The sequence below is a fragment of the Bacillus sp. FSL R5-0560 genome (assembly GCF_037966305.1).
Classification (GTDB): Bacteria; Bacillota; Bacilli; order Bacillales; family Bacillaceae; genus Bacillus; species Bacillus mojavensis.
The window spans coordinates 3,346,261-3,372,862 of record NZ_CP150195.1 but is presented as its reverse complement, the minus strand read 5'-3'; the positions used below and the strand labels follow the sequence as shown (position 1 = coordinate 3,372,862).

Genomic DNA, 26,602 nt, shown 5'->3' with positions numbered 1-26,602 from the left:
GTTCTTTTTTTAGCTGGGCAGTGATGAATTGCATTTATCCAAAATAAGAAAAACGGCTGCGAGAATCATCTCTTCTGTGGTTGACAGCCAAATGTCATGAATCATTTGATCTGTCGTATAAGCGGTTATCCATAAAAACAGCAGCTGGACGGTGCCGGCCATAAGGATAAAAGCTCGTCTTCCAGTCTTGAAAAACGTAAAACTATGTATCATCAGCCGTTCAAAAGGTTCAAAGCATAGTCCGATCACAAGAAATAACACAGCAAATAGCAGGACATGAGCAGCTGATCGGTAGCTCATTCCCGCCAAAGAAAAAACACTGAGAATGATAGTGAAATAGCAAAATAACACAGCCGCCGCTGCCAGCACGTACTGTACGGCCTGCTTTATTGTATCTTTTTGATGTAGCACTGATTCAGCTCCTTATCAGCGCTTGCAGAGAACGAGCGCTCTCTGCAAGCTGCCAGTTGTTTATTATTTACTGCTTTTCTTTTTCACAACCGGATGCTTTTCCTTTGAAAGGACATCCGTAAATTCTTTGCCTAAGTCAAGGTGTTCTTGGACGAAGGTTTCAGGAAGCATTGCGAGCCATTGGTTTAAAGACACATCGGCATAATGGTCATCCTTAAAGATTTCTAAAAAAACGAGCGGTTCATCGCCAAGGTTTTCTACGTAGTGGCCCATCGCAAATGGAACATAACCGACATCACCGGCTTGATAGTTAAAGGTTCTCGCATGGCCGTCAGCAGCAAAAACGGTCATTCTCGCTTTACCGGAGATGTAATATTGCCATTCATGCGTATTCGGATGCCAGTGAAGCTCTCTCATTGCGCCAGGTTCCACAGTTACGAGCGCTGATGCAATGGTTTTAGACACAGTAAAGTTTGTCGAATCCGCAATGTACACCTTTCCTCCTTCTGATGCAATCGGCTCCTGTTCAAGAAGGCGGTACGTAAACGGATAAGGCACTTCGCCGTACGGCCCTTCCACAATGTCATCTTTTAAACAGCCGGGTACAGGTTTTTCAAATATATATTTTTCTTTGCCTGGCAAATTGGCGATTTCTTCTTCTGTCACGCCGAAATTAGCGGCAATGACTTCTTTAGGGGTGTGGGCAAGCCAGTCTGTCAGCTGGAATGTGCTGTTTTCAGAGAATGACCCGTCGTCAAACACGAGCAGGAACTCTGCCCCTTCTTCGAGTGCTTGAATCGAGTGCGGCAGGCCTGACGGGAAGTACCATAAATCTCCCTCGCCTACATCATCAATAAAGCTGCGGCCCTTTTCATCCACGATCGTGACACGTGCTTTCCCATAGATCATGTATGCCCACTCTGCTTCCTTATGCCAATGAAGCTCGCGAATGGCGCCTGGCTTCAGCCGCATATTAACAGAAGCCAGGTTTTCTGAAATCGGCAGCTCACGTACGGTAACTTCACGGGCGTACCCGCCTTTTTCCAAACGGTTATGAGTATCTGAGAAAGAAAACTTCATATTTTCAACGGTGCCATGATCAGTTTCCGGCGGTACGAGCATATCGGGATTCTGCCGGTCCCTTTCAATATTACGCGGGATTTTCACTGTCGCTCCCTTATCTCCTCTGATTGGCTGTGGAATGTCGTTTTGTTTTTTCATTTTTCTGTCTCCTCCTTAAAAATAAATGTGACGCAGAAAGAGAATGTGAAAGGCCTTTCGTTTTCCCTTCTGTCTTGTTAAGTGAAAAAAAACGATGAAAAGTCAACTTCGATACAAAATTAATGTTTCGCTTTCTGATCTTTCACCTCTGTCATCAATTCAATGAGCTGATCGAACTTTTTCTCGAAACGGGTCAGCAGGTACATCGCGATCAGTGCCGGGAACCCCAGATTGCTGATCTGCTTGACGACCTCCTCTATAAAAACCTGATCCATGAAAAACACCTCCTTCCTTTTTGTGCAGTCATGTAAGTAAGTGAAGGGAACCCAAGAAATCGTAAACCATGACTGGAAGGTTTGCTTCAGCAAACGCTAGTCTGAAAGTAGTAGTTTACTTTTTTTTGCTTTCCTTCATTTAATTTAGTAGGGAGGCGGTTTGATGGACTATCAGGGTCTGTTGCGATCGAAATGTAAGGAGATTATGAAGCATCCCATCGTGAAGCACTTTTTGAGCAATCCTCAGCATTACCGTTTGTTCAAAAATGTAATGGAAAACCCGAATGAAAAGGATGCAAAATCGCTGGACGAGCAATTCAAGCAATTTTATAAGGAGATTCGCATCGTCAAGTATATGAATTCAATGATTCGGATTTTTTCCATCGATTTTGATAAGCGGGTTCGCAAAAATCAGAAACGGTATCCGCTGACGGTTGATCATCCGGAAGCAGGAGAACGACTTCCTTCCGAAACGGGAAGTGACGCGTTTGAGGAGTTTTTAGACCTGCAGGATGATTTGAGCCAGCATGTCCAGGATTATCAGCTTTATCAAGCGATTCAGAATCTGACTGACAAACAAAAAAGTGTGCTGACAAAAGTCTATCTTCACGGTGCCACGATGCAGGAAATCGCTGATTCATTAGGTGAGTCCCGGCAAAATATCTCTAATATTCATAAAAAGGGATTAGAAAATATTAGAAAGCAGCTAGCGGCGCAAAAAAAGGGGGAAAAGTAAACTGTGAGCGGCCAGTTTGAACATAATAGGGATCATGATGAAATGTACGACATTGAGCATCTGATTGCATGCTTTTCACCGATGATCAGAAAAAAACTCAGCAATACGTCCTATCAAGAAAGAGAAGATTTAGAGCAGGAGCTGAAAATCAAGATGTTTGAAAAGGCTGATATGCTTCTGTGTCAGGATGTTCCGGGATTTTGGGAGTTTATTTTATACATGGTAGACGAGAACTCATAACGATTACTCATTCTAAGAAAACGGGAACATTTTTGCAGGTTCCCGTTTTCTGCTGTTCACCCCCGTCAAGAGCCCTCCTATTCAAAAATGTACCAAAAAGAAACGATATAATGATAAGATGAAAAAAAACAGTGACAGAAAGGAACATAAAAGTGGAAAATGCGTCAATTTTAATCGTAGACGATGAGAAAGCGATTGTAGATATGATCAAACGTGTTCTCGAAAAAGAAGGTTATCGACATATAATGGATGCGGCAAGTGCAGAGGAAGCCATTCCGATCGTAAAGACAAATAAGGTTGATTTAATCGTATTGGATGTCATGATGGGCGGAATGACCGGTTTTGAGGCCTGCACATTAATCAGGGAGTATTCAGACGCCCCGATTTTTTTCCTGACGGCGAGATCATCGGACGCTGACAAATTATCTGGTTTTGCGGTCGGAGCTGATGATTATATTACAAAACCATTTAATCCGCTGGAATTAGCCGCGCGGATCAGAGCGCATTTAAAGCGTACGTATCAGTCGAAACCAGCTGAAACAAACAAAACCTATACATATGATTACTTTACATTTTCTCCGCAAAATGCCGAGCTGATTGTGGGCGGGGAAACTGTCGCCTGTTCGGCTCAGCTTTTGCAGCTGCTTCAATATTTTTGCGAACATCCCAATGTGGTGCTTTCTAAAGATCAAATTTATGAAAAAGTATGGGGCTATCCTTCGTACGGAGATAACAATACCGTCATGGTTCATATCCGCAAGCTCCGGGAAAAAATTGAGCGTGACCCGAGCAATCCGGAATATATCGTAACCGTTCGCGGTCTCGGATACCGTTTTATCCCGAGTCCAGAAGGAAACGGAAAGCGCCCATGAGGTTAAGGTGGAAGTTTCTGTTTCACTTTTTCGGGCAGATGCTGATTGTTATCCTTCTTCTTTCGATCATGCTTGTGGCTTCTTTTTTCTATCTAGACTCGCGATTTAGCGATGCGGAATCCAATTCAGGGCTGACAAAGGCAACGACTGACACGCTTGAGGCATATCTCGATGTAAACGAAGACGGGTCATGGGAAGTGGACGATTTCCTGAAGAAATCTGTTGATAAACAGCACGGCTGGATGCAAATCATTGATTCTAATGGAAAAACGGATTATTCCTACAGTGTGCCGAAAGACGTGCCCGGCACCTACACAAAGAAGGAGCTTTTGTCTATTTATAAAAGCAAGAAGCTTGATAACTATAAGCTGAATTATTGGGCAATCAATATTGAAGACAAGTCATATCTCCTCTTGTTCGGCTGGAAGTCAAAGAGCGAGCAGCTGCTGACTTCCATTGAAAGCCGTGAACCGTCCCTCGACTCTTTGTCACAATATAAGTCCGGTACAGTTGACTATATTAAGCGGGAAAAAGGCGCCATTTACTTATTGGACAGCGATGGGAACATTCTCGACAGCATCAACAGTACAAAAAGTGAAAGAAAAACGATGAACCAGCTGGAACTGCTCAAATACAGCTCTAAACCCTGGAACTATAAAAGGGAAATTTCCGTTAAGATCCTCAATAAAGACAGATGGATGGTCGCTACGGTGCCGAACCCTGTCTATGTAACCGATCAGGAGTTTAACAAATCGTTTCTTAATGTTGTTCTTAAAGCGATGTTCCTGATTATGGGCGTTCTGCTTCTCTATATTTTTTGGATGACGGCCTGGTATATGTTCAGGTTTGGCCTGCCGATTTTTCATACAATCAAATGGCTCGTCAATCTATCGAAAGGGAAGCTTGAAGAGCCGAAAAACCGTAAAGGGCGCCCAGTCAGCAAAAACAAAAAGGGGAAAATCAAACAGCCGTACCGTTTCTTCGGTGAGATATTTGAATCTATGGATCAGCTGACGGAAACGCTGCGACGGGACAAGAGAAACCGAGAAAAAATTCAGGCGACACGGGAAGAATGGATCGCCGGTTTGTCTCATGATTTAAAAACACCCCTCAGCAGCATTTACGGCTACAGCATGATGCTTGAATCGAAGCAATACGACTGGTCTCCTGATGAAGTGAAAGAAATGGGGCAGGTGGTCAGAGAGAAATCGGAATACATGTCAAAGCTCATCGAGGACTTAAATTTAACGTACCGTCTAAAAAATGACGCTCTGCCGATGGAGAGAAACCTCACAAGCCTCATTCCGTTCTTTAAAAATGTCATTGAGGATTTCAAGAAAAATCCGTTTTCTGAAGGGTATGATATCTCATTTGTATCAAGAGAAGAGCATATTGAATTTGCGCTGGATGAAGCCTGGTTCAGACGCATCCTGGAAAATCTGCTCGGAAATGCTGTGAAGCACAACGATAAAGGAACAGCAATTCAGGTGATTCTTGAACAGACAAAAAATCATATTTCATTGAAGGTCAAAGACAATGGGAGAGGAATGGATGAGGAGACGATCACCCATTTATTTAACCGCTATTACAGGGGAACCAATACGAAAGATCCGGCTGCCGGGACGGGGCTTGGACTGGCGATTGCCAAAGAGCTGGTGCACCTGCATAACGGAACGATTCACGTCAACAGCAGGATCAATATTGGCTCCGTCATTACTATCCTTTTCAAAAAAGAATAAGGCATGTGGTTTGGACATCTCTTTGCCGGGAATAACAATATATAGAATGAAGCTAAAGAGGTGTTACACATGGATGCAGTATTAGAAGCAGACACTAGGGCAGTAATCGGTGAAGGCCCGTTATGGGATGAAGAAAACGGCCGACTATATTGGGTTGATATTTTAGGAAGTGAGCTCCATATTTTTGATCCTAAAGAAAAAATCAATCGTTCGGTCAAATTTACATCCTTTGTGACGGCGCTTGCGAAATATTCAAAGGATGAGCTGATCATGACGATGAAAGACGGTTTTTACCTGTATCATCTTCATGATGACAGTCTTGAAAAAATCAAACAGCCGAAAGATATGCATGAGAGCCTTCGGTTTAACGACGCCAAATGTGATCCGTACGGAAGGCTTTGGGCAGGGACGACGAGCATGGAAGGCGAACAAAAACAAGCCTCGCTTTATCGTTTGGACGCAGATGGGAGCCTTGTCAAAATGAAAGATCAAGTCTCAACCTCGAACGGTTTGGATTGGGATCGCGAACGCAACCTGATGTACTACATTGACACGCCGACGCAGGAGATTGTGTGCTATCAATACGATCCCGAAAGCGGAAACGTCTCAAACCCCGAGACTGTCTATCGTTTTGAAAAATCGGATGGGCTGCCGGATGGCATGACAATTGATCAAAACGGCATGCTGTGGGTAGCGCTGTTTGGCGGAAGCCGTGTGGTTCACATTGATCCTTTTCAGAGAAAAGAAATTGATTCAATAAGTGTTCCGGCCAAATATGTCACGTGCTGTGCGTTCGGCGGCCAAGACATGAAAACCCTTTACATCACAACAGCTACTGAACAAATGACCGAAACAGAAAGATATGAACAGCCTCATGCGGGCGGATTGTTTTCAGCCAGACTTGAAACGGGCGGATATCAGCCGGTTCCATTCGCTGGGGAGTTATAAAAAAAACGCATCCGAAAACGGATGCGTTTTTGCATTTAAAGTGAACGGATAATTCCGCCTTCCACACGCTGTGCTGTGCCATTAATGGCAGATGCGGCATCAGATGCGAGGAATACAATTGTGTTGGCGACTTCTTCAGCTGTTGCGTATCTTTGAATGAGTGAAGTCGGCTCATTCACTTTAAAATAGTCTTGCACAAATGTATCTGTATCCTGGCCGGCTGCCTTTGCGGCGCCCTCCATATAGGACGCAACGCCTTCTGTCCAAGTAGGTCCCGGAAGCACTGAATTAACCGTAACGTTTGTGCCCTTCGTCATTTCAGCCATTCCTCTGGACAGGCTGATCAGCGCTGTTTTGGTCATTGAATAAGGAATCATAGTCGGAAGCGGTTTAACGCCTGCTTCACTTGCAATATTCAAAATGCGGCCGCTGTTTTTGGCAAGCATCTTTGGAAGGAAGTGACGGCTTGTCCGAACAGCGCTCATCACGTTTACTTCAAAATATTGATTCCATTCTTCATCCGTTACCTCGGCGAAATCCTTCACTTCAAAGAAACCGAGATTGTTGACAAGAACATCTATATCACCGATCTGCTTCACTTTTTCCAGAAAAGCTGCTGCTTCATCCGGTTTTGATAAGTCGGCGGCTGCTCCATGCACCGTTCCATAGGAAGAAAGCTCCTCAACCGTGCGATCGACTGTCTCTTGTGTTCGGCCATTGACTACAACGGCTGCACCTTCTTGCAAAAAGCTTTTCGCCGCGGCTTTCCCGATGCCGGAAGTTGAGCCTGTGATTAAGACGAGCTTGTCTTTAAGCTGTAAGTCCATAAGAATCATTCCTTTTTTATTGATCATGCTACTTAGTATACAAGATGAAATTTAGTGTTTACGAGAATTTTGCTTCCATACATGCAGCTGAGGAAAAGTCATTCATACTGCATATACAAGCCTGTCAGCCATATAGTATAATAACTCCGAAAAAGGATACGAATGTCAAACAGGTGCCGGTACGTGAAAATAGCCGGCTTAATAGGGAAACCGGTAAAAGCCGGTGCGATCCCGCCACTGTAATTGGCCTTTGCGCCAAGAGCCAGGATACCTGCCTGTTTGATAAGCACGAAGTCTGCGAGGACAGATGATGTGTAAACAATAGGCTTTCTTGTTGTTTACAGCGTCTTTACCATCGTAGAGATGCTTTTTTAGTTCATTTAGGAGGAAAGGGTATGAAAAAATTAGCCGGAATATGGACGGCGCTTCTGCTGACCGCCATTATGATTTCAGGCTGCGGCAATGCGGCAGATGAGAAGGATTCCGTTGCAAAGCAAAAGACAGCCGCGTCTGAAGCGTTCCCTGTCACAATTGATGATGCGTCAAGCGAAGACGTTACCATCAAAAAGGAGCCGAAAAAAATTGTTTCATTAATGCCGAGCAACACGGAAATTATATATGCTCTCGGACTCGGTGACAAAGTGGTCGGTGTCACCAAAAACGATACATATCCAAAGGAAGTCAAACAGGTTGAGAAGGTTGGGGATATGAATGTAAACGTTGAGAAAGTCATTTCTCTTAAACCTGATCTCGTTCTCGCCCATGAATCTTCCATGTCAGCCTCAGCTGATGCCATTAAGCAGCTGAAAGACGCTGGCATTCCTGTGCTGACTGTCAATGATGCACAATCTTTCGCAGAGGTATACAAATCAATCGAAATGATCGGTGAAGCTGCCGGGGTCGAGAAAAAAGCGGGCCAACTGGTCAACAGCATGAAATCAGACCTGCAGGAGATTCAAGAAAAAGCGAAATCCATTTCAAAAGACGAGGAAAAAAGCGTCTTTATTGAGGTTTCGCCTGATCCTGACATTTACACAACCGGAAAAGACACGTTTATGAATGAAATGCTGAATGTCATCCATGCTAAAAACGCTGCAGCGGATCAAAAAGGCTGGGTGCAAATGACAGACGAGGCCATCGTTAAGCTGAATCCAGACACCATTGTCACAACGGACGGTGTAAAAGCGGATGCGGTGGAAAAGCGTGATGGCTGGAGCGGAATCAATGCTGTGAAACATCATCGCGTTTATGATGTTGATCCGGATCTCGTCACACGTTCAGGTCCGCGTCTGATCGAAGGGGTCGAAGAACTTGCGGAAAGCATTTACCCGGATACGTTTAAAGAATAATCGTTTTGCTGCTTATAGCATCAGTATCTTATTTTTAGCCGCTAGTATCATATTGGGGATTTCTTGCGGCAGTCTGCAAATTCCGATACCCGCCATCGTCCATATCTTTTGGCATGAAGGCTTTGGCGGCTCTGCCGGCTCCTATGATCCAATGTATACAAATATTATGTTGAATATCAGACTGCCGAGAGTTGTGCTGGCCGCCCTTGTGGGGGCGGCTCTTTCTATCGCTGGGGCTGCTTTTCAGGGGCTGTTGAAAAATCCGCTTGCTGATCCCTACACGCTCGGTGTTTCATCCGGTGCTTCAGTGGGGGCGGTTGTGACCCTATTCTTTACCCTGCAGCTTCCTGTCATCGGAGGCTTTACACTGCCGGTTGTGAGTGTAGCCGCGGCACTTGTCACAATGGCGGCGGTCCTTTTCTTCAGCCGCCTCGTTCATGCATCAATGTCTGTTTCCACCCTCATTTTGACCGGTGTCATCATCAATTCATTTTTGGGCGCATTTATTTCTCTTGTCATTGCTCTGACAGGAGATAATTTACTGCCTATTGTGCATTGGCTGCTTGGCAGCGTCTCGATGAGAGGCTGGAGCTACGTTGCACTGTTTCTCCCGTTTTTTCTTTTAGGAATCATGCTGCTGATCATAAACGGAAGGGAACTCAACGTGATGACCTATGGAGAGGAGAAAGCAAGGCTTCTCGGGGTTAGCGTCCAGCATAGTAAAATGATGATTTTAATTGCAGGGTCACTGCTGACGGGCGGCGCTGTGGCTGTATCCGGCACCATTGGCTTTGTCGGACTTGTGATTCCGCATATCACAAGATTGCTGTGGGGAACGGATCATCGGCATTTATTGCCGCTGTCTGCCTTGCTTGGCGCGGGATTTCTCGTCTTGGCCGATCTGCTATCGAGAACAATGATTGAGCCGATTGAATTGCCGATCGGCATTATTACAGCTTTAGCGGGAGCTCCTGTTTTCGCTCTGATTTTAATTCGGCAGCATCGCGGGGGGAGAAGCTTATGATTAAGGCAGAAGGGCTGTCGGGAGGTTACGGAGACAGCCGGCTGATTAAAAATATCAGTTTAACAGTGAAGAAGGGAGAATTTCTTGGCATTCTCGGACCGAATGGGAGTGGAAAAACAACACTGCTTCACTTGCTGACAGGAACACTTCCGCCAATAGAAGGCTCCGTTTGTCTGGCTGGCAAACCACTCACTGAATATAAGCCGAAGGAACTGGCGCAAATGATGGCAGTTCTGCCGCAAAAAACAGATCAAGCCTTTAGCTTTACTGTCAAAGAAACCGTATCCTTCGGCAGATATCCATTTCAAAAAGGGCTGTTCAGCCAGCAGACTGAAGAGGATGAAGCCATCATTGAGAATGCGATGAAACAAACAGGGGTACTTGCCTTCGCTGACAAATCGATTCGTGATCTAAGCGGGGGTGAACAGCAGCGGGTTTATTTGGCTCAAGCACTGGCGCAGCAGCCGCGCATTTTATTTTTAGACGAACCGACCACTTTTCTGGATTTGGCCTATCAAAAAGAACTGCTCGATCTTATCAAGCGCCTGACGAGAGAAAATGGGCTGACTGCTGTCAGTGTTTTTCACGATCTGAATACCGCTAGCCTGTACTGTGATGAAATCGTCTTTATAAAAAACGGAACAGCCGGGCCTAAGCAAAAACCGGAAACCGCCATCACAGAAGAGCACATAAAGGCGTTGTATAACACGAAAGTCAGCGCCTTACTCCATCATCAATTGCCTAAACCCCTTATTGCGATTCAGCCTGAAGAGGCCGCCCTAAAGCTGCAGACGATTTCGTTTGAAGCTTTACTGCAAGTGCGGCGCGACGAGATCCTTTTGCAAACGGAAATCCCGCTCCGGACGCTGTCCTCGGCTCCTATCGGTTCAGGCTTTTCTTGGAACCAGACGTTTCTCCATAAACGGCTGTCTGCCCATTCAGATCAAAAAGAAGGGCTTACAGCCTATTTATCTGAAAACGGCTTTTATCCGCAGGAAACCTGTGCGATGGCCTCCTCCGGCAGACTTGACCGGCTTGTGTGCCGTACGTTTGAAGACGAAGAGCTGTCCGTTTGTATTTGTGTCATGTCTGGCTTTTCGATATGGATTTTGATCAACGGCTTTGCGACAGACCAATTCTTCGTCAGGGCTGTCATGGGAGCGGAAGCCGAGCGCATGAAAGTGCTGGGCGGTGAACAAAATGAACCTGGAGAAATCCTCGTTGCAGCGACACAAACTAAAGAGACATCTTCAGAAGAAAACATAGAAAAACGGCTGAACCAATTGATTCGGTTTGGGACAGCTGAATGTGTGCGAGAGGCTGCGGACCTGCTTGAATAAGTCTGTAAAGGAGACAGATATGATGAAACTATATACAAAAACAGGCGATAACGGGCAAACGAGCTTAATCGGAGGCAGAACAGATAAGGACAGCCTCCGAGTAGAAAGCTACGGCACGATTGATGAGCTGAACAGTTTTGTCGGGCTGGCCTTGGCTGAGCTCTCCGAAAAGCGTGACTTTGAGGATCTAACGGCCGAGCTGCTCAACATTCAGCACGAGCTCTTTGACTGCGGGGGCGATCTGGCAATCATCACAGAAAAAAGAGAATATAAATTGAAGGAAGAATCCGTTTCCTATTTAGAAATGCGAATCGATGCCTATACAGAAGAGGCACCTGAACTAAAGAGATTTATTCTTCCGGGCGGATCAAAGGCCGCTTCGCTTCTCCATGTGGCGCGCACCATTACAAGGCGGGCGGAACGTCAAGTGGTGGCGCTGATGAAAACGGAAGAGATCCATGAAATGGTGCTCCGTTATCTCAATCGATTGTCCGACTATTTCTTTGCCGCAGCACGGGTTGTCAATGTGAGAAGCGGTATTAACGACGTGGAGTATGAAAGAAGCGCTATTGTGTTTCGCGATCGAAACAGCAGCGGATCATAAAAAAACATGAATGAAAGCTGGCATTTTCAATACATGCCGGCTTTTTATTTTTTCATTTTGTCAATTTCCCTTTTTACGACAAAAAATGAACCTTATGAATTATTGACTGAAAAATGGAAAAATGAGATATTGTAACAAATTGATGTAAAAAATAGGCAGTGGGGGGCTCTGATTGATGGTGAGATTCATCGAAAGTGATAGCGTCTGGAAGAGAAATTTCAACTTCCTTTTCTTCTCAAGAATAGTCAAGATTTCCGGCGATATGTTCGCATTTAATTCGATATTATGGTTTTTAATTTTTGACGGTGAAGGTGCGATCGGAACTGCTTTATTGATTGCTGTCACCTTTTTGCCGGAAGCTGTTTTAGCACCTGTGACGGGTCCTTTCATGAAACAGAATACATTGAAATTCTGGATGTACTTTTCAGACCTGACAAGAGCCGCGGTTGTTTTAATCATTCCGCTCTGCCATTTCGGCGGATTCTCTCCGCTGTGGTTTGTTATGACTCTTATGATTGTGCATTCAGCTACTGGCGCTGCCTATAATCCTGCTTCCATTGCTTTAATCCCGCAAATTGTAGATGAAAAAGGCATTCAAAAAGCAAATGCTGTGCTGCAGTCGTCCGCCCAAATTGTCCGGCTTGGAGCTGTGACACTATGCGGCGCTCTCCTTACGTTTATCAGTCCTTCTTATACAATGCTTATGTCTCTCGTACTTTATCTTATTTCTGGTTTTCTTGTTCTCTTTATTAAATACACTGCTGTTGAAACAAAATCGGAATCAGCGGCCGTTGCACAGAGAGGTACATATTTTGGCAGACTGAAACGCGGTTTTGTCCTAGTCAGAAAACACCAAATCTTATATCCGCTCGCTATCTATTGTATCTTTATGAATTTCGCGGCAGCCCCTTGGGAAGCGCTCTCCGCTGTATATGTTGCGGAGGATTTAAACGGACAGCCGATTGTGTATTCGCTATTAAAAGCCACCACCGCAATAGGCGCGTTTTTATTGGGGTTTGTACTGACAAAAGTAAAAGTAAACAAGTACGGACTGCTTTTCGTAACCGCCGGCATCATTGAAGGATTCGCTTTCTTTATTACCGGAATGAATACCTTTTTGCCGCTCGTCTTTTTCGCCGCTTTTACATTTGGCGCTGCAGTCAGTGCAATCAATGTTCCCGAGTATACAATTATACAGACATCTGTCGATAGTGAGGACCAGCCGCAAGTTTATGCTGTCATACATATGATCTCAAATATTTCAATTCCGGCCGGCGCTGTCATTTGCGGATATGCCGCAACCGCTTTTGGTTCAGGAAATGTGATCGCTGCCGGGGGAGTTGTGGAAATTATCGCGGGGATCGGAATTCTTCTGTTTACAAAGCTGGCCAAAGCAGAACAATCCGATTTGGTAAAAGAAAGGGAAGCAAGTGTTCATATGTAAAGGTTTTTGAAGACGCCATGCCTCGTGCATGGCTTTTTTTATGCCGCTGGGTCCGGTGCTGTCTACGACTCTGGTCTTATCCAAAAATCAATCTCTGATTCGTTTTGCTCATCTTTTGTTTTGTATAAGATGAAGACAAGGAAAACGAAAGGAGGATCTGCATGAAGATCAACAAGAAAACGATAGGCGGATTCTTATTAATTGTATTTGGAATCTCCGTCTTTTTTGGGGGCGGCAGCTTCGGCTTTATCATTCCGCTTGCGATCGGAGGATTGCTGACATACGCGGGAATCAAAAGATTCGCAGCAGGCAAAACCATCACAGGTATCATCTTGGGCGGATTCGGGGCGATGATGCTCATTTGCTCACTTCCGTTTCTCGTCGGCATTGCACTCGCGGCTGCTATGGTGTATTACGGCTGGAAACTGATGAAAAACGGATCCGCGGAAAGCGATATGTCAAGCTTTGACCCTGAACCAGCTTCTGCCGGCTACCAGTCTCATTTTGATGACGAATGGGAAAATTTCTTAAAGAAAAAATAACACATGATATGAGGAGGAATAACGGTATGGTATTAAAAAGAATGAGAGATATGTTTGTTGCGTCAGTTCATGAAGGATTGGATAAACTGGAGAACCCTAAGGTGATGCTGAATCAGTACGTTCGTGATATGGAAAGCGATATTGCAAAAGCAAAACAAACGATCGTCAAACAGCATACGATCGCCTATCAATTTAAGAAAAAATATGAAGAAGCAAATGAAGTGGCTGGAAAGCGTAAGAATCAAGCTCAGCTCGCTTTTGATGCCGGTGAAGAAGAGCTTGCGAAAAAAGCGCTGACAGAAATGAAGTATTTAGAGGGAAAGGCAGCAGAGCACAAAGCTTCCTATGAACAGGCAAGCAGCCAGCTGGCTGAGCTGAAAGAACAGCTTGCCACACTTGAAACAAGGCTACAGGACGTAAAGGATAAAAAACAGGCGCTGATTGCCCGGGCAAACGCTGCAAAAGCAAAAGAGCATATGAACGCGACATTCGACAAAATTGACAGTGAAAGCGCGTATCGGGAATTTCTCCGGATAGAAAACCGAATTGAGGAATTGGAAATCCGTGCCGATTATTCGAAGTCAGCGGAAGCCGGTACAGAAACGAGCCAAAGTGAATTTGCAGACGAAGTAGAAGCTGAAATCGAAAAGATGCGGGAACTCTCTTTGAAAAAATCAGATCAAACCTCACATGCAGCAAATGAATAAACAGGACAGGGAAGGGTTTTCGTCAAGTCCTTCCCTTCCGCACGTATTCATTCACAGGCTTTTCCTTTATAATAGAATAAATGAGAAGGATGAAAACAAATGAAAAAAATGCTGGGCAAACTGCTGATCATTGCCGGTATTCTTATTTTTTCTGCGGTTGTTATCAAAGACGTGTTTGCTGAAGGTCTTTCATTCATAAACGGAACTGAAGCTGATTCAGCCAGTGCTTCACCGCATGAGATCGAAAGCGTAATCATTGAATCGGATAACAAGAATGTGAAGATCATAGCGGAAGAGCGTAATGACATATCAGCAACCATCTCAGGTGACTCGGGGAAATTGTTTGTGGCTGAAAAGAGAAGAAAGCTGGAGCTGACGGCAAAGGAAAAAGAATTTCAATTTTTGAATGGATTTCATCGATCTGCCCTTGTCGTCCGCATTCCATACACGTACAAAGGCGGTTTGGCTGTGAGAACCTCAAGCGGCGACGTGTCTGTAGACGGTAATAAACATCTCACGCTTTCTAAGCTGAACGCAGCATCTGCAAGCGGGAATATGACCTTAACGGGTATCCGCCTTCAGGAGCTGGAGGTGAAGGGCTCTTCCGGAGATGTGTCGATATCAAATACAGACGCTAAAACGGCCGGCATCCGCTTAACTTCAGGCGACGCAAATTTGGATGGTGTTTCAGGCTCACTTGATGTACGGATGACATCAGGAAACGTTGACGCGGATTTAAAAAAGGCAGCGGGCTCTTCAGCTGTCACATTGACGAGCGGTGATGTGAATCTGGAGCTTCCCGAAAACGGCAGTTTCAAAGTCAATGCTGCTTCAGAGAGCGGAAGCGTCAGTTCGGCGTACCCATTTGCTGATACAACACATAAAGATCATCATCAAATCACAGGCTTACAAGGAAGCGGACAGCATCTAGTCGATATTAAAACAGGCAGCGGGGATGTAGCGATACGGTAGCATCTGGCAGAAGAAAGGAGGCGGAACAACCAGAATGACAAAAAAACAGCTTCTTGGACTTATCATTGCTTTATTTGGCATCAGCATGTTTTTGCAAATTATCGGAGTAGGCGATCTGCTGTTTTGGCCGCTCTTTTTTCTGATTGCCGGTTATTTTTTGAAAAAATACTCTCGTGACTGGCTTGGGTCCGTCATGTACATCTTTGCCGCTTTCTTATTTTTGAAAAATCTGTTCAGCATCACCTTTAACTTATTTGGCTACGCTTTTGCCGCATTTTTAATTTACGCCGGCTACCGGCTTGTGAAAGGAAAGCCTATTTTTGAACCGAATGAGAAACCTACCGATTTAACGGAAAAAGAAAAACAGTCCGAGCCCCCAAAAGATGTGAAGCATCCTGACATGCGAAGCTTTTTTATCGGCGAACTTCTGATGATGAAGCAGCCGTTTGATCTGAATGATTTAACTGTATCGGGTTTTATCGGCGATGTGAAAATCGACTTGTCAAAAGCGATGATTCCGGAGGGAGAGAGCACGATTGTCATCAGCGGAGTGATCGGAAACGTTGATATTTATGTTCCATCAGATCTTGAAGTGGCTGTCAGCTCGTCCGTTTTTATCGGCGACATTAATCTGATCGGTTCGAAGAAAAGCGGATTAAGCACAAAGGTATACGCCGCGTCTTCTGATTTCAGCGAGTCCAAACGCCGGGTGAAAGTATCCGTCTCCCTATTTATCGGTGATGTGGATGTGAAATACGTATGAGAAAAAAACTGCTTGCCAGTCTCCAATGGCGTGCCATTCGCATGACAACGGGAATCAGTCTGCTTCTATTTGTCTGCTTGATTTCTTTTATGATGGTTTACTATCGGCTCGATCCATTTGTGTTGCTGTCGTCAAGCTGGTTCGGGATTCCGTTTATCCTGATTTTGGTGCTGATCAGCCTTACGATCGGTTTTGCGTCAGGGTACATGTACGGCAACCGGCTGAAAACAAGGGTCGATACATTAATTGAATCGATTTTAACATTTGAAAATGGCAACTTCGCTTATCGTATACCGCCGCTCGGTGACGATGAAATCGGGCTTGCAGCCGATCAGCTGAATGAAATGGCGAAGCGGGTTGAACTTCAAGTAGCTTCCCTGCAAAAGCTTTCAAATGAACGGGCTGAATGGCAGGTGCAAATGAAAAAATCAGTCATCACAGAAGAACGCCAGCGATTGGCCAGAGATCTGCACGATGCTGTCAGCCAGCAGCTCTTTGCGATATCGATGATGACCTCCGCTGTATTAGAACACGTAAAAGATACGGATGATAAAACGGTGAAACGGATCAAGATGGTAGAGCATATGGCGGGAGAAGCCCAAAATGAAATGAGGGCGCTGCTGCTCCATTTAAGACCTGTGACGCTCGAAGGGAAGGGGCTGAAGGAGGGGCTTACGGAGCTTTTGGACGAGTTTCGGAAAAAACAGCCGCTTGATATCGAATGGGACATACAGGATACGCCGATTTCTAAAGGCGTAGAGGATCATTTATTCAGGATCGTACAGGAGGCTCTCTCCAATGTATTCAGGCACTCAAAAGCCTCAAAAGTATCCGTGATTCTCGGCGCAAAAAACAATCAGCTGCGGCTGAAGGTCATTGATAACGGAAAAGGATTCAAGATGGAGCAGGTAAAAGCGTCATCCTACGGCTTGAATTCGATGAAAGAACGTGCAAGCGAAATCGGCGGAGTCGCCGAGGTGATTTCGGTTGAAGGAAAAGGCACACAAATTGAAGTAAAGGTCCCGATTTTCCCGGAAGAAAAAGGAGAGAACGAACGTGATTCGAGTATTGTTGATTGATGATCATGAAATGGTCAGAATGGGGCTCGCCGCTTTTTTGGAGGCGCAGCCCGATATAGATGTCATCGGCGAAGCGTCTGATGGCAGCGAGGGTGTACAGCTTGCTGTTGAATTACAGCCTGATGTGATCTTAATGGATCTTGTCATGGAAGGCATGGACGGCATTGAAGCGACAAAGCAAATTTGCCAGAAGCTTTCCGATCCGAAAATTATTGTGCTCACAAGCTTCATTGATGATGATAAAGTGTATCCGGTTATTGAAGCGGGAGCGCTCAGCTACTTACTAAAAACATCAAAAGCGGCCGAAATCGCTGATGCGATCCGTGCCGCAAGCAAGGGAGAGCCAAAGCTAGAATCAAAAGTGGCGGGGAAAGTATTATCCCGGCTGCGCCACTCAGGTGAAAACGCGCTCCCGCATGAATCCCTCACGAAACGGGAGCTTGAGATTCTCTGTCTGATTGCAGAAGGAAAAACAAATAAAGAGATAGGTGAGGAGCTGTTTATCACGATCAAAACAGTCAAAACCCACATCACCAATATTTTATCAAAGCTGGATGTCAGCGACCGGACGCAGGCAGCTGTGTACGCACACCGCAATCACCTCGTGAAATAGGCGTCGGTTATTTAGACGCGCCCTTCGTTCCGAAGTCTCTGACGACCACATTGACATGATATTTTATTTCCGCATTGCTGAAATGATCATCCCATTTTTTTGAAATCTTCTTCCATTTCTGAGGATAATGGATTCTGACTTCGTTACCCAGTCCGGTCACGTCTGTTTTGATCTCTTTCTGCAGCGTGCCCTTAATAAATGCTGTTACTGTTTCTTCTAATCGTTTTTCGACTGTTTTTTCAATATCTTTGATATATGAATCCTTAAACGAATCTTCATTAGGATTCCAATCCTCGGATAAACGCCCTTCAATATTACGTGTGACGGTGAATATAAACTTTCCGTCCTTGTAGGCTGTCTTGATCTTTCGATTGCTGGAATACACTTCATAAGAAAAAAGGTAGCCATTACGTTTCAAATCAATGACGCCGCCTTTGACCGCGCCGGTAAATAAGTTAATATTTTGGACTTCACCCGGTGTTAAATTTCTGCTCCATAACTTATCTTTTATGATAGCAGCTCCGTTGATTGCGAGTTTGCCGTTTTCCTCACCGACATGGGGAATGAGGAACGAATCGTCAGAGGTCAAGTGTTCTGAAATCTCCCCCAATGTAACAGGCTCCATCATTCTGATGGTTACCTTTCCATTCTCTGTCAGATTATAAATCACATTGGATGCGGGCTCGCCTTCATCATTCATCTTAAATATGTCCTTCGTGCGGCCGTCGGTGACAAACACATATGAACTCCGCCTTGTCCCGTTGTCTCTGACAAATTGATTAATGATCGAGTCCATTCGAAAATCTTCAAGCACGCCCTTGGAAAATAAAATGAGACGTAAATGCTGGGAAAACGTAGGATTGTGCTTTAATGCCGATGTTCTCATCATTTGATGGACTGTTTCACCCTTTGTGACAGCAATCTGTGTCGGATCAGATGAAGAGCCTTCCTTTGAACTGATTTTTTTCGGCACAAGAATTTGCTGTGTCAGTTGTAAATTATGATCATCCGGCTTGTCTAAGCCTACTCCGATCACCAGGCTTAATTCTTCGATATTCTTACTGTCCCAGCAGCCGGACAGTAAGAGGGCGCATATGAAAATACTTAAAATCCGGATTTTCATTTTGCTGTAATCCTCCTTTTGACAGCTACGATGAAAAAGAGAATGAAGGGAAGTAAAAACAGGCAGACGAAAATGTATCCGAGATAATCGCTATACATCATGACCTGATTAGAGTCATCCGGCCATAGAGAAAAGTAATAGACAGCCGCGCCAATGAGAACCATGCTTTTTTTAGTCGATAATCCAAACGTCTTCTTCAGCCCGTTAGCGGCAAAATACCCGTAAACGACAAACGTTGTGAAAAACTGAATAATCCAGACGACCAGTAAAAACGATTCAAACCGTTCAATGAATATGCCTTTAAGCTCAAAGGATTGAAAGAGAGAAATGGTCGGCCAGATCAGCGATTTCACCTCAGGAGCTGTCAAAGCTCCGACAACGATGATATACGTCAGGATATATAAACTAATCGGAATTATAAAGCCAATAGCCGCGTATCTGAATGTGTATTTCTTTTTCTTCATATGTTCAGGAAGAAACAGCATCACTTCCATTCCTAAAAAAGAGATGGAAACGACAGTTAGGGAGTTCGCAATGGGCCCCAAGCCCTCACCTAAAACAGGGCGCAAATTATTGATGTCAAAAATTTTAAAACTGATCCCAAACACGATCAGCAATATAATAATCGTAATCGTTAAATAAAAGGGAAACAGCCGCGAAACATCACTTAGCCCCCCAACAATTAAATAGATGCCGCAGCAGATAAACGTTAAAATAATGATTTGAATCGGCGTTTTTTCCAGAAGGAAAAACTTCACCATTTCAGCCATCGCCCTGGTTTCAAAACTGGCCACTCCGATAAAATAGCAGGAGATCAATAGCCCCATGATGCTGCCAATCCATTTCCCAAGGCCTTCCCGCAAATACTCAAACAGTGAGGGATATTGATGTTTTTTCTGAATGAGCGTGTTTAAATAAATGAAAAAAATGAAAATGACACCTTCTAATATCAACACGATCCAGCCGTCGGGAGTATTACCCTTAGTGGTCAGCGCTCGGGGCAATGTTAAAAGACCGGCACCGAGCATTGTATTTGCAACAACAGAAATACCTTGAAAGGTATTAAGTTTGAGTGGAGTCTGTTTTTGGCTCATTTGGATTATTCGCCTCTTTTGGTTTGTTTTTAATTGGGAGACGGATAATGGAATCCTCTGTATTTTTCAGGCTGAAAAATCCATTTGGCGAAAAATACGGAGACCCAAAGCTTGTTTGTCTCGTTAGGTGCGTATAAATGACCAGCATAAATAAAATAATCCCGTACAGCCCGAGTATTGCGGCGGAAAACATTGAAATAAAACGCAGCACCCGGAAAGACAGCCCCATTCCGTATTGGGGAACGGTAAAGGATGCAAGGGCAATGACACTGACGACAATGACCATAATCGAACTGACGAGATTCGCTTCTACCGCCGCTTGTCCGATGACTACGCCCCCAACGAGGCCGATCGTCTGGCCAAGCGGGTTGGGGAGACGCAGCCCGGCTTCTCTGAGCAGCTCGATCGTCACTTCCATCAGCAAGGCTTCAAATATCGGAGGAAACGGCACGTTTTCCCTGTTTGCCGAAATCGTGACGGCGAGCGCGGTCGGCAGCAGCCCTTGATGAAATGACACGAGCGCGATATAAATCGATGACAAAAACAAGGTGATGAATATAGAAGCAAAACGCAGCGACCGGATGAGGGATGCCGAGATCCAGCGTTCGTAGTAATCATCCGGAGATTGCATCAGTACACCGAGAGAAACCGGCACCAAAAGCACAAATGGGGAACTGTCCACCAAAATCGCAACCCGGCCGTTGAACAGGGCGGACGAAACTTTATCGGGCCTTTCCGTATTTTGAATTTGCGGAAATGGCGAGTATTTATTATCTTCAATAAGTTCTTCAAGCGTTCCGCTGTCCTGGATATCCTCCAGTTTGATATTGTTAAGCCGCGCTTTTACCTCTTTCACAACGGACTTTTTTGCTTTGCCTTCAATGTACATCATCGCCGCCGGCTTCAGCTTGTTTTCGCCGATCATGATTTTTTTGGTAATGAGTTTCGGATGAGAGGTTCTTTGTCTGATTAGCGCAAGATTTGTATCGATGTCCTCCACAAACGCAACCTTTGGTCCGCGAACCACTTTTTCAGTTGTCGGCTCTGTCAGGCTTCTTGTTTGTTTCTTTTCTGTGGACAGAATATAGGCTTTGTTGAGGCCATTAACAAACACCGCGCAATTGCCGCTGAGAATTTCCTTAACCGTTTTTTCGGCCGTTTCTACCGGCCTTGCGTCAATTTGGTCGAGACGATTTTTGACCTGGTCAAGCGTCAGCGTCTCCTCATCCTTCATTAAGGTTTTAATCGATTCTAAAACCTTCTGCTGGTCATTCAATTCACTAAAGTAGAGAAAGTAAAAAACAAGTCCGTTTGCCAGCATTTTTTTGTTTTTCACCAGATCATCGTTTTCTTTTAATTTTGGAAGCACCAATGCCAAATTATCGTGTATATATTCCTTAAACTCTGTTTGTTCCAACGAGGTCACCTCTTGTCCAAAACCTTAGTAGAGGTTATCTTTTCCTGTTAAAAAAATGATATACTGTGTTACAGTATTTTATGGCAGAAGTTTTTTTATGAAAGCGGAGGATATGAAGTGGCACAGGTAAGACTTGCAGGAAAACAAGAAGAAATAGAACAGCTCATTAAATCATTTGAAAAGCATTACGATGTCTCTTATACATCAAGGGAGTACGGACGAACGAATCCGAAGTACAAATATTCAAAGGATTCCCGCGTATATCTTGAATTAAAATTAAAATCTGCCAAGATCGAAAAATAAAAAGGATTTTTAATGTCACTGGCGAATTATGATCTATTGAAGCAACCGTTATGGAGGGATACATAAATGGAATACAGAATTGAACGAGACACCATGGGAGAAGTAAAAGTTCCTGCTGATAAATTTTGGGGCGCCCAAACACAGCGAAGCAAGGAGAACTTCAAGATTGGTTCTGAAAAAATGCCGATGCGTGTTGTGAAGGCGTTTGCAATATTGAAACGCAGCACGGCGATCGCTAATAAACGCTTAGGCAACCTAGATGCGGAAAAAGCGGAAGCCATTGCAGCAGTTTGTGATGATGTGCTCAAAGGCAAATATGATGATAACTTCCCGCTTGTTGTATGGCAGACCGGAAGCGGAACTCAAAGCAACATGAACATGAACGAAGTGGTGGCCAATCGCGCGACCGCGTTATTAAAAGAAAAGAACTCTGATCAAACAATTCATCCAAATGATGACGTTAACCGCAGCCAAAGCTCAAACGATACGTTTCCGACAGCGATGCACGTTGCTGCCGTTTTATCTGTCTATGAACAGCTTGTGCCTGCGCTTGATCAGCTTCGCAATACGTTAGACGAAAAAGCGAAAGCATACAATGATATTGTAAAAATCGGACGTACGCATCTTCAGGATGCCACACCTCTGACGCTTGGACAGGAAATCAGCGGATGGGTGCACATGCTCGATCGCTCGAAGGAAATGATTTTAGAAGCGACAGACAAAATGCGTGCGCTTGCAATCGGAGGTACAGCTGTCGGAACAGGAATCAATGCTCACCCGGAATTTGGAGAGCTTGTTTCAGAGGAGATCACGAAACTGACAGGTCAAACGTTTAACAGCTCGTCGAATAAATTCCACGCGCTGACAAGCCATGACGAAATCACATATGCACACGGCGCCTTAAAAGCTCTTGCCGCTGATTTAATGAAAATCGCAAATGATGTCAGATGGCTTGCGAGCGGACCTCGCTGCGGCATCGGGGAGATTGTCATTCCTGAAAATGAGCCTGGCAGCTCAATTATGCCTGGAAAAGTGAACCCGACACAAAGTGAAGCACTGACGATGATCGCAGCGCAAATTATGGGGAACGATGCGACAATCGGCTTTGCCGCAAGTCAGGGGAACTTTGAACTAAACGTATTTAAGCCTGTGATCATTTACAACTTCCTGCAATCCGTGCAGCTGCTGAGTGACGGAATGAACTCCTTCCATGATAAGTGTGCTGTCGGTATCGAGCCAAATAAAGAAACGATTCAGGAAAACTTGTCGAATTCCTTAATGCTGGTTACGGCGCTGAATCCGCATATCGGATATGAAAACGCCGCAAAAATTGCCAAGCTTGCCCATAAAGAGGGATTGACGCTGAAAGAAGCGGCTTTGAAGCTTGAATTGCTGACAGAAGAACAATTTAACGAAATGGTGAAACCGGAAGATATGGTAAAACCAAAGGCGTAATAGAGAAAAAACGGCTGCTTGTGAAGCAGCCGTTCTTCTAAATATATTGATGTTTCAAGAGAAATGTAAGCTGCTCGGCATCTTCTGCGAGAGCTTCCGACTCCATCAGGTTATGGATCATTCCTTTTATGATCACCAGCTTCGGTGTTTTTTTCTTCATTTCTGCTTCAAGTATGTCCAAGCTCTCCGATAATTCAAGGGAGGCGTTTGTGTTCAAGCTTTTTATTTTCTCACGAAGGCTTTTCACAATCGATTCAGTCAGCGGGTCAGGCCGTCCGTGAGACAGGGGCCCGAATAAAGAGCTTGCTTCTTCTAATGTGATGAAAGGCTCATCGTTTCGTTCCGACATGCCTTTAACCATATCATCAATGCGGTTAATAACGATATCTGCTAATTGATCCGGCTTCACAGTATACCCGAGCAAAATCATGCATTCCAGGTAAATCTGGCTGATTCCTTCTATTAGAAAACAAAGCTCCGCTGTATAAGGTTCAGCTTTTTCTCCGTATATGTTTAACAGACTGTCAATATGAAATTGAAGGGAAGTCTGGCGGATTTTTTTTGCGCATTGCTCTACTTCATCCGTGTAAGGCAGAGAACCTTCCTTCATTTGCATTGTAATAAAGTCTTTGTGTTCAAGGATGTTTTCATAGAACACGGTAAGCTGCTTGCGGTAAGCTGTTCTGGGGCTGTCGCCTTTCGTTTTAATATTTAAAATACGGGTAAATGTTTTATCATAATAGAAATTCAGCATAGATAAAAGCAGCGCTTCTTTAGAAGGAAAATAAATATAAAAAGCACCTTTTGAAATCTTGCATGCTTTGGCAATTTCTTGAACTGATGTTGCGTTATATCCTTTTTGGGCAAACAGTTTAATGGCTGTTTCAATAATCAGCTTCTCTTTTTCCTTCAAATGGTTCCACCCTTTCGGAGCTTGAGGCCTACATAGGATATGACCATATAGTCATACCGTACGTTTTAAATTTAACCTTATTGTAACTTGTTTTTTTATCATGTATTATTTATATTATAGATTGAGATGACCGAACGGTCAAAGCTCAAGCGAAAGGGTGAATCTGAAATGAGAGAATTGGACGAAATGATCAGCCGCTTGCGAAACAGAGGAATTAAAGTGGAGAAAGTCAAATATCCGAAGCAGACGTTGTCAGAGAAAAAATGGGTTCATCAATGCAAACAGCCGCTCAAAACAAATTACAGAGATTTTAACGGCTATTCTTTCACATAAAAAATAGACTGCAAAAATATCTACAGTCTATTTTGGCACTGCTATGCGGTATGTTACACCCGTTTTGTCATTTTCAATTGAGATAGACGCCTTATGAAGAGTTAAAATACGTTTTACGATGCTGAGACCAATGCCGAATTCGCCTTTCTTCCCTTTATTAAAAGGCTCATAGAGGCTGGAAAGCATCTCATCTTCAATATGCGGTCCGTCATTTTTAATGGTGATAAAGATATTCTGATCATCCTGTTTCATGATGATTTCAATCTTTGTTGCGGCGTAACGGATTTGATTTTCCAGTATGTTCTCCAGAAGCTTGTTCCATTGCTCGGGATCACCCGGCATAAGAATGTCTTCATCTATATCAATTCCCCAAGATAATTCTTTTCGCGCCCATTTCAGTCTTTCAATGACTTCTTCTGTCACTTCCATAATACTGAATGTTTCATGTTGTACTTTTTGCTTAGATAAATAATCGAGCTTTGTTAAATATAATAAATCTTTTATTTTTTTCTCCAGCTTAAGGGCTTCGCCTTCAATGACATCTACTGTATTTTCAAGATCTCCTTTAGGAAAAATCCCATCTTTAATGGACTGGGTGTATCCCCTGATCACCATAACCGGCGTTTTTAAATCGTGTGAAATATTTTGTAAAAGGGTTCTTTCTGTTTCATCCTTTTGCACAAGCTTTTGGCGCATCTCTTCGATGGTATGCCCCAATTTGCCGATTTCATCTTTCCGATCCACTATGACAGGATCATCCCAATCCTGTTCTGAAATCCGTTTGACGTGCTTTTCAAACGAAACGAGAGGCCTTGATAAATATTTTGCAAGCCAAATCGCCGGAATCCAGCTCAATAAAATGACAACCGCTATAATAAACAGCAGCTGTTTGAACAGAGTGAAGGCCAGATCGTCCCGATAAGAATCAAGTGCATAGGACAGCATCATGGCGGATTGCCCGTTTACGGAAAGTCCCTTCTTAATGACAAAAAACACTTTTTCGCCATTAATTTCAGCGCTGTATCGTTTCTTTTTGGCTTCCTGTTTATCAGCCAGCTGGTATACCTTATGGATAAAATCAGACGACAGGATTCGTAAATCCTTGTCAGAAGAAGCCGCTTCATTTTCGGGCAGAAGCACGTGCTGAACAGAGCGCACGGTCGTCGGCGCCGTGGCTTCCTCGCTGTAATAGCGCCTTTCGATTGAACCAGGCAGGCGGTACTCGGTCAGAACATGCTGTTCATTTTCAATGGTGGTGTACGTTTCATTGGTGAAAAAATCACGCAGCGTGTTTGAAAATAAAACAAGCAATAAAATCGATATGGCTAACAGGATGCCGGAGATGACAACCCATATTTGAAACGAGAGAGGCTTGTTTTTCATGATGTCATCATCCTGTAGCCAAACCCGTAAATGGTCTCCACTTTGAGTTCAGGCATCTTTTTACGCAGCCTCCGGACAAGATCGTCAACAACGCGGTCAGTTCCAAAGTAATCATGTCCCCATACCTTGACGAGAATATCCTCACGGGAATATGGATGTCCTTTATGATGGATAAATAAGAGGAGGAGATCAAATTCCTTCGACGTTAAATTAATCAAATTGCCGTTTTCATCATAAACCTCTCGGGCGTCTTCTGCGACCCGATAGGAGGAGACGACAGTTTCGTTCTTTTGTGCGGACGGCGCTTCCTTATAGACAAGCTGCAACAGCTTTTGCACACGTATAATCAGTTCCCGCGGGAGAAATGGTTTTGAAATATAGTCATTGCTTCCAAGCTCTAACCCAAGCACTCTGTCAATATCGGCGTCTCGTGCGGAAATAAAAATGACCGGCACGTCAGGGTCCTTCTCTTTAATTTCTTTTATTAATGTATAGCCGTCAGTATCCGGCAGCATGATATCGAGAATCCAGAGGTGGGGAGACGGCGTCATTTTTTTTCTGGCGTCTTCGCCTTTCGTAAAAGATGTAATGTTCCAGCCCTCATTCTCTAAATACTTCGTCAGCAATTCATTCAGATTATCCTCATCTTCAACTAGATAAATGGTATATGACAAGGCCCTTCACATCCTTTCAACGTCATTATAAACTAGTTTTAACATACGGCAGGCAATTTTCATAATTTCACATATTCTTTTCATTTTTATCCCACAATGTTTGTTTATGATGTGTATAAGGGAAGAAAGGAAAAAAAGAGCGGGGAAGATGCAGGATGATCAAACATATTTTATTTTGGTGCTTTGCTTTTCTCCTCATTA

General features: G+C 44.2%; 29 protein-coding genes and 1 riboswitch. Of the genes, 19 read left to right on the top strand and 10 right to left on the bottom strand.

What is annotated here, in order from left to right:
* Positions 1-9: 9 nt before the first annotated feature.
* The 3 genes from NST56_RS17780 to NST56_RS17770 all read right to left on the bottom strand — a co-directional run bounded on the left by NST56_RS17780 (position 10) and on the right by NST56_RS17770 (position 1,907).
* Positions 10-411: a regulatory YrvL family protein gene (locus NST56_RS17780; RefSeq protein ID WP_168748724.1), complete on the bottom strand. Its 402-nt coding sequence runs from the start codon at positions 409-411 to the stop codon at positions 10-12.
* 63 nt (positions 412-474) lie between these two features.
* Positions 475-1,632 carry an oxalate decarboxylase gene (gene oxdC, locus NST56_RS17775; RefSeq protein ID WP_010331853.1) on the bottom strand — a complete coding sequence of 386 codons (1,158 nt, stop codon included), beginning with the start codon at positions 1,630-1,632 and terminating at the stop codon, positions 475-477.
* A 119-nt stretch (positions 1,633-1,751) separates the two neighbouring features.
* Positions 1,752-1,907 carry a YvrJ family protein gene (locus NST56_RS17770; protein WP_010331852.1) on the bottom strand — a complete coding sequence of 52 codons (156 nt, stop codon included), beginning with the start codon at positions 1,905-1,907 and terminating at the stop codon, positions 1,752-1,754.
* Between the two features lie 205 nt (positions 1,908-2,112).
* Here NST56_RS17770 and sigO point away from each other — a divergent pair, with 205 nt between their 5' ends.
* The 5 genes from sigO to NST56_RS17745 all read left to right on the top strand — a co-directional run bounded on the left by sigO (position 2,113) and on the right by NST56_RS17745 (position 6,442).
* Complete coding sequence (gene sigO / locus NST56_RS17765; RefSeq protein WP_081720748.1) at positions 2,113-2,643, top strand: RNA polymerase sigma factor SigO; 531 nt, start codon at positions 2,113-2,115, stop codon at positions 2,641-2,643.
* 3 nt (positions 2,644-2,646) lie between these two features.
* Positions 2,647-2,883, top strand: a complete 237-nt coding sequence (gene rsoA, locus NST56_RS17760; protein WP_010331850.1) for a sigma-O factor regulator RsoA — start codon at positions 2,647-2,649, stop codon at positions 2,881-2,883.
* Between the two features lie 152 nt (positions 2,884-3,035).
* Positions 3,036-3,755: a two-component system response regulator YvrH gene (gene yvrH, locus NST56_RS17755; protein ID WP_026014607.1), complete on the top strand. Its 720-nt coding sequence runs from the start codon at positions 3,036-3,038 to the stop codon at positions 3,753-3,755.
* Entirely contained in the window at positions 3,752-5,494 is a 1,743-nt protein-coding gene (locus NST56_RS17750; RefSeq protein WP_010331848.1) for a HAMP domain-containing sensor histidine kinase, read from the top strand. The genes yvrH and NST56_RS17750 overlap by 4 nt, the downstream gene beginning before the upstream one ends.
* Before the next feature lie 69 nt (positions 5,495-5,563).
* Complete coding sequence (locus NST56_RS17745; protein ID WP_268471563.1) at positions 5,564-6,442, top strand: SMP-30/gluconolactonase/LRE family protein; 879 nt, start codon at positions 5,564-5,566, stop codon at positions 6,440-6,442.
* Positions 6,443-6,477: 35 nt separating this feature from the next.
* Here NST56_RS17745 and NST56_RS17740 read toward each other — a convergent pair whose 3' ends face one another.
* Positions 6,478-7,269, bottom strand: a complete 792-nt coding sequence (locus NST56_RS17740; protein WP_010331846.1) for an SDR family oxidoreductase — start codon at positions 7,267-7,269, stop codon at positions 6,478-6,480.
* Between the two features lie 154 nt (positions 7,270-7,423).
* A riboswitch (cobalamin riboswitch) is annotated at positions 7,424-7,563 on the top strand.
* 101 nt (positions 7,564-7,664) lie between these two features.
* Between NST56_RS17740 and NST56_RS17735 the strand changes: the two genes are divergently transcribed.
* The 11 genes from NST56_RS17735 to liaR all read left to right on the top strand — a co-directional run bounded on the left by NST56_RS17735 (position 7,665) and on the right by liaR (position 17,706).
* A complete protein-coding gene (locus NST56_RS17735) occupies positions 7,665-8,618 on the top strand; it encodes an ABC transporter substrate-binding protein (RefSeq protein WP_339178142.1) in 954 nt (317 codons plus the stop codon).
* Positions 8,581-9,642 (top strand): iron ABC transporter permease, encoded by a 1,062-nt coding sequence (locus tag NST56_RS17730; RefSeq protein ID WP_339178139.1) that lies wholly within the window; start codon positions 8,581-8,583, stop codon positions 9,640-9,642. Before NST56_RS17735 ends, NST56_RS17730 begins: the two co-directional genes overlap by 38 nt.
* A complete protein-coding gene (locus NST56_RS17725; protein ID WP_339182279.1) occupies positions 9,642-10,982 on the top strand; it encodes an ATP-binding cassette domain-containing protein in 1,341 nt (446 codons plus the stop codon). The genes NST56_RS17730 and NST56_RS17725 overlap by 1 nt, the downstream gene beginning before the upstream one ends.
* Before the next feature lie 22 nt (positions 10,983-11,004).
* Positions 11,005-11,586: a cob(I)yrinic acid a,c-diamide adenosyltransferase gene (locus NST56_RS17720; RefSeq protein WP_339182276.1), complete on the top strand. Its 582-nt coding sequence runs from the start codon at positions 11,005-11,007 to the stop codon at positions 11,584-11,586.
* Positions 11,587-11,761: 175 nt separating this feature from the next.
* Positions 11,762-13,030: an MFS transporter gene (locus tag NST56_RS17715; RefSeq protein ID WP_339178137.1), complete on the top strand. Its 1,269-nt coding sequence runs from the start codon at positions 11,762-11,764 to the stop codon at positions 13,028-13,030.
* Between the two features lie 161 nt (positions 13,031-13,191).
* Positions 13,192-13,572: a cell envelope stress-induced membrane anchor protein LiaI gene (gene liaI / locus NST56_RS17710; RefSeq protein WP_326226719.1), complete on the top strand. Its 381-nt coding sequence runs from the start codon at positions 13,192-13,194 to the stop codon at positions 13,570-13,572.
* 26 nt (positions 13,573-13,598) lie between these two features.
* Complete coding sequence (locus NST56_RS17705; RefSeq protein WP_010331838.1) at positions 13,599-14,279, top strand: PspA/IM30 family protein; 681 nt, start codon at positions 13,599-13,601, stop codon at positions 14,277-14,279.
* Positions 14,280-14,378: 99 nt separating this feature from the next.
* Entirely contained in the window at positions 14,379-15,251 is an 873-nt protein-coding gene (locus tag NST56_RS17700; RefSeq protein ID WP_339178134.1) for a DUF4097 domain-containing protein, read from the top strand.
* A 34-nt stretch (positions 15,252-15,285) separates the two neighbouring features.
* Positions 15,286-16,014 carry a cell wall-active antibiotics response protein LiaF gene (gene liaF, locus NST56_RS17695; RefSeq protein WP_268504666.1) on the top strand — a complete coding sequence of 243 codons (729 nt, stop codon included), beginning with the start codon at positions 15,286-15,288 and terminating at the stop codon, positions 16,012-16,014.
* The gene (gene liaS, locus NST56_RS17690; protein WP_168748716.1) at positions 16,011-17,093 is read left to right on the top strand and encodes a two-component system sensor histidine kinase LiaS; all 1,083 of its coding nucleotides are present in this window, start codon (positions 16,011-16,013) and stop codon (positions 17,091-17,093) included. Before liaF ends, liaS begins: the two co-directional genes overlap by 4 nt.
* Complete coding sequence (liaR, locus tag NST56_RS17685; RefSeq protein ID WP_168748715.1) at positions 17,071-17,706, top strand: two-component system response regulator LiaR; 636 nt, start codon at positions 17,071-17,073, stop codon at positions 17,704-17,706. The genes liaS and liaR overlap by 23 nt, the downstream gene beginning before the upstream one ends.
* A gap of 7 nt (positions 17,707-17,713) precedes the next feature.
* Here liaR and NST56_RS17680 read toward each other — a convergent pair whose 3' ends face one another.
* The 3 genes from NST56_RS17680 to NST56_RS17670 are packed head-to-tail and all read right to left on the bottom strand — an operon-like array spanning position 17,714 to position 21,340.
* A complete protein-coding gene (locus NST56_RS17680; protein ID WP_286057992.1) occupies positions 17,714-18,829 on the bottom strand; it encodes a Ger(x)C family spore germination protein in 1,116 nt (371 codons plus the stop codon).
* Positions 18,826-19,923: a spore germination protein gene (locus NST56_RS17675; protein ID WP_286057993.1), complete on the bottom strand. Its 1,098-nt coding sequence runs from the start codon at positions 19,921-19,923 to the stop codon at positions 18,826-18,828. Before NST56_RS17675 ends, NST56_RS17680 begins: the two co-directional genes overlap by 4 nt.
* Positions 19,892-21,340 (bottom strand): spore germination protein, encoded by a 1,449-nt coding sequence (locus tag NST56_RS17670; protein WP_286057994.1) that lies wholly within the window; start codon positions 21,338-21,340, stop codon positions 19,892-19,894. The genes NST56_RS17675 and NST56_RS17670 overlap by 32 nt, the downstream gene beginning before the upstream one ends.
* A gap of 117 nt (positions 21,341-21,457) precedes the next feature.
* Between NST56_RS17670 and NST56_RS17665 the strand changes: the two genes are divergently transcribed.
* Together NST56_RS17665 and fumC are read left to right on the top strand one after the other, a co-directional pair.
* On the top strand, positions 21,458-21,643 hold the full coding sequence (locus NST56_RS17665; RefSeq protein ID WP_010331829.1) for a YvzF family protein: 186 nt from the start codon (positions 21,458-21,460) through the stop codon (positions 21,641-21,643).
* 66 nt (positions 21,644-21,709) lie between these two features.
* Positions 21,710-23,098, top strand: coding sequence for a class II fumarate hydratase (fumC, locus tag NST56_RS17660; RefSeq protein ID WP_326196754.1), 1,389 nt, complete (start codon positions 21,710-21,712; stop codon positions 23,096-23,098).
* 37 nt (positions 23,099-23,135) lie between these two features.
* Here fumC and NST56_RS17655 read toward each other — a convergent pair whose 3' ends face one another.
* On the bottom strand, positions 23,136-24,011 hold the full coding sequence (locus NST56_RS17655) for a TetR/AcrR family transcriptional regulator (RefSeq protein WP_339178121.1): 876 nt from the start codon (positions 24,009-24,011) through the stop codon (positions 23,136-23,138).
* Positions 24,012-24,179: 168 nt separating this feature from the next.
* On the opposite strand from NST56_RS17655, the gene spxO reads away from it, so the two are divergent.
* A complete protein-coding gene (gene spxO / locus NST56_RS17650; RefSeq protein ID WP_003221681.1) occupies positions 24,180-24,344 on the top strand; it encodes an anti-adapter protein SpxO in 165 nt (54 codons plus the stop codon).
* Between the two features lie 27 nt (positions 24,345-24,371).
* Here the strand turns inward: spxO and cssS are convergent, their stop codons facing one another.
* Positions 24,372-25,727, bottom strand: coding sequence for a secretion stress-responsive two-component system sensor histidine kinase CssS (cssS, locus tag NST56_RS17645; RefSeq protein ID WP_339178119.1), 1,356 nt, complete (start codon positions 25,725-25,727; stop codon positions 24,372-24,374).
* Positions 25,724-26,401, bottom strand: a complete 678-nt coding sequence (cssR, locus tag NST56_RS17640; protein ID WP_168748709.1) for a secretion stress-responsive two-component system response regulator CssR — start codon at positions 26,399-26,401, stop codon at positions 25,724-25,726. Before cssR ends, cssS begins: the two co-directional genes overlap by 4 nt.
* Between the last annotated feature and the right edge of the window lie 201 nt (positions 26,402-26,602).

Coding starts and splice junctions, on each gene's coding strand:
- oxdC (WP_010331853.1), bottom strand. CDS start 1,632: ATGAAAAAACAAAACGACATTCCACAGCCAATCAGAGGAGATAAGGGA.
- NST56_RS17770 (WP_010331852.1), bottom strand. CDS start 1,907: ATGGATCAGGTTTTTATAGAGGAGGTCGTCAAGCAGATCAGCAATCTG.
- sigO (WP_081720748.1), top strand. CDS start 2,113: ATGAAGCATCCCATCGTGAAGCACTTTTTGAGCAATCCTCAGCATTAC.
- NST56_RS17750 (WP_010331848.1), top strand. CDS start 3,752: ATGAGGTTAAGGTGGAAGTTTCTGTTTCACTTTTTCGGGCAGATGCTG.
- NST56_RS17745 (WP_268471563.1), top strand. CDS start 5,564: ATGGATGCAGTATTAGAAGCAGACACTAGGGCAGTAATCGGTGAAGGC.
- NST56_RS17740 (WP_010331846.1), bottom strand. CDS start 7,269: ATGGACTTACAGCTTAAAGACAAGCTCGTCTTAATCACAGGCTCAACT.
- NST56_RS17735 (WP_339178142.1), top strand. CDS start 7,665: ATGAAAAAATTAGCCGGAATATGGACGGCGCTTCTGCTGACCGCCATT.
- NST56_RS17720 (WP_339182276.1), top strand. CDS start 11,005: ATGAAACTATATACAAAAACAGGCGATAACGGGCAAACGAGCTTAATC.
- NST56_RS17715 (WP_339178137.1), top strand. CDS start 11,762: ATGGTGAGATTCATCGAAAGTGATAGCGTCTGGAAGAGAAATTTCAAC.
- liaI (WP_326226719.1), top strand. CDS start 13,192: ATGAAGATCAACAAGAAAACGATAGGCGGATTCTTATTAATTGTATTT.
- NST56_RS17705 (WP_010331838.1), top strand. CDS start 13,599: ATGGTATTAAAAAGAATGAGAGATATGTTTGTTGCGTCAGTTCATGAA.
- NST56_RS17700 (WP_339178134.1), top strand. CDS start 14,379: ATGAAAAAAATGCTGGGCAAACTGCTGATCATTGCCGGTATTCTTATT.
- liaF (WP_268504666.1), top strand. CDS start 15,286: ATGACAAAAAAACAGCTTCTTGGACTTATCATTGCTTTATTTGGCATC.
- liaS (WP_168748716.1), top strand. CDS start 16,011: ATGAGAAAAAAACTGCTTGCCAGTCTCCAATGGCGTGCCATTCGCATG.
- NST56_RS17680 (WP_286057992.1), bottom strand. CDS start 18,829: ATGAAAATCCGGATTTTAAGTATTTTCATATGCGCCCTCTTACTGTCC.
- NST56_RS17675 (WP_286057993.1), bottom strand. CDS start 19,923: ATGAGCCAAAAACAGACTCCACTCAAACTTAATACCTTTCAAGGTATT.
- fumC (WP_326196754.1), top strand. CDS start 21,710: ATGGAATACAGAATTGAACGAGACACCATGGGAGAAGTAAAAGTTCCT.
- spxO (WP_003221681.1), top strand. CDS start 24,180: ATGAGAGAATTGGACGAAATGATCAGCCGCTTGCGAAACAGAGGAATT.
- cssS (WP_339178119.1), bottom strand. CDS start 25,727: ATGAAAAACAAGCCTCTCTCGTTTCAAATATGGGTTGTCATCTCCGGC.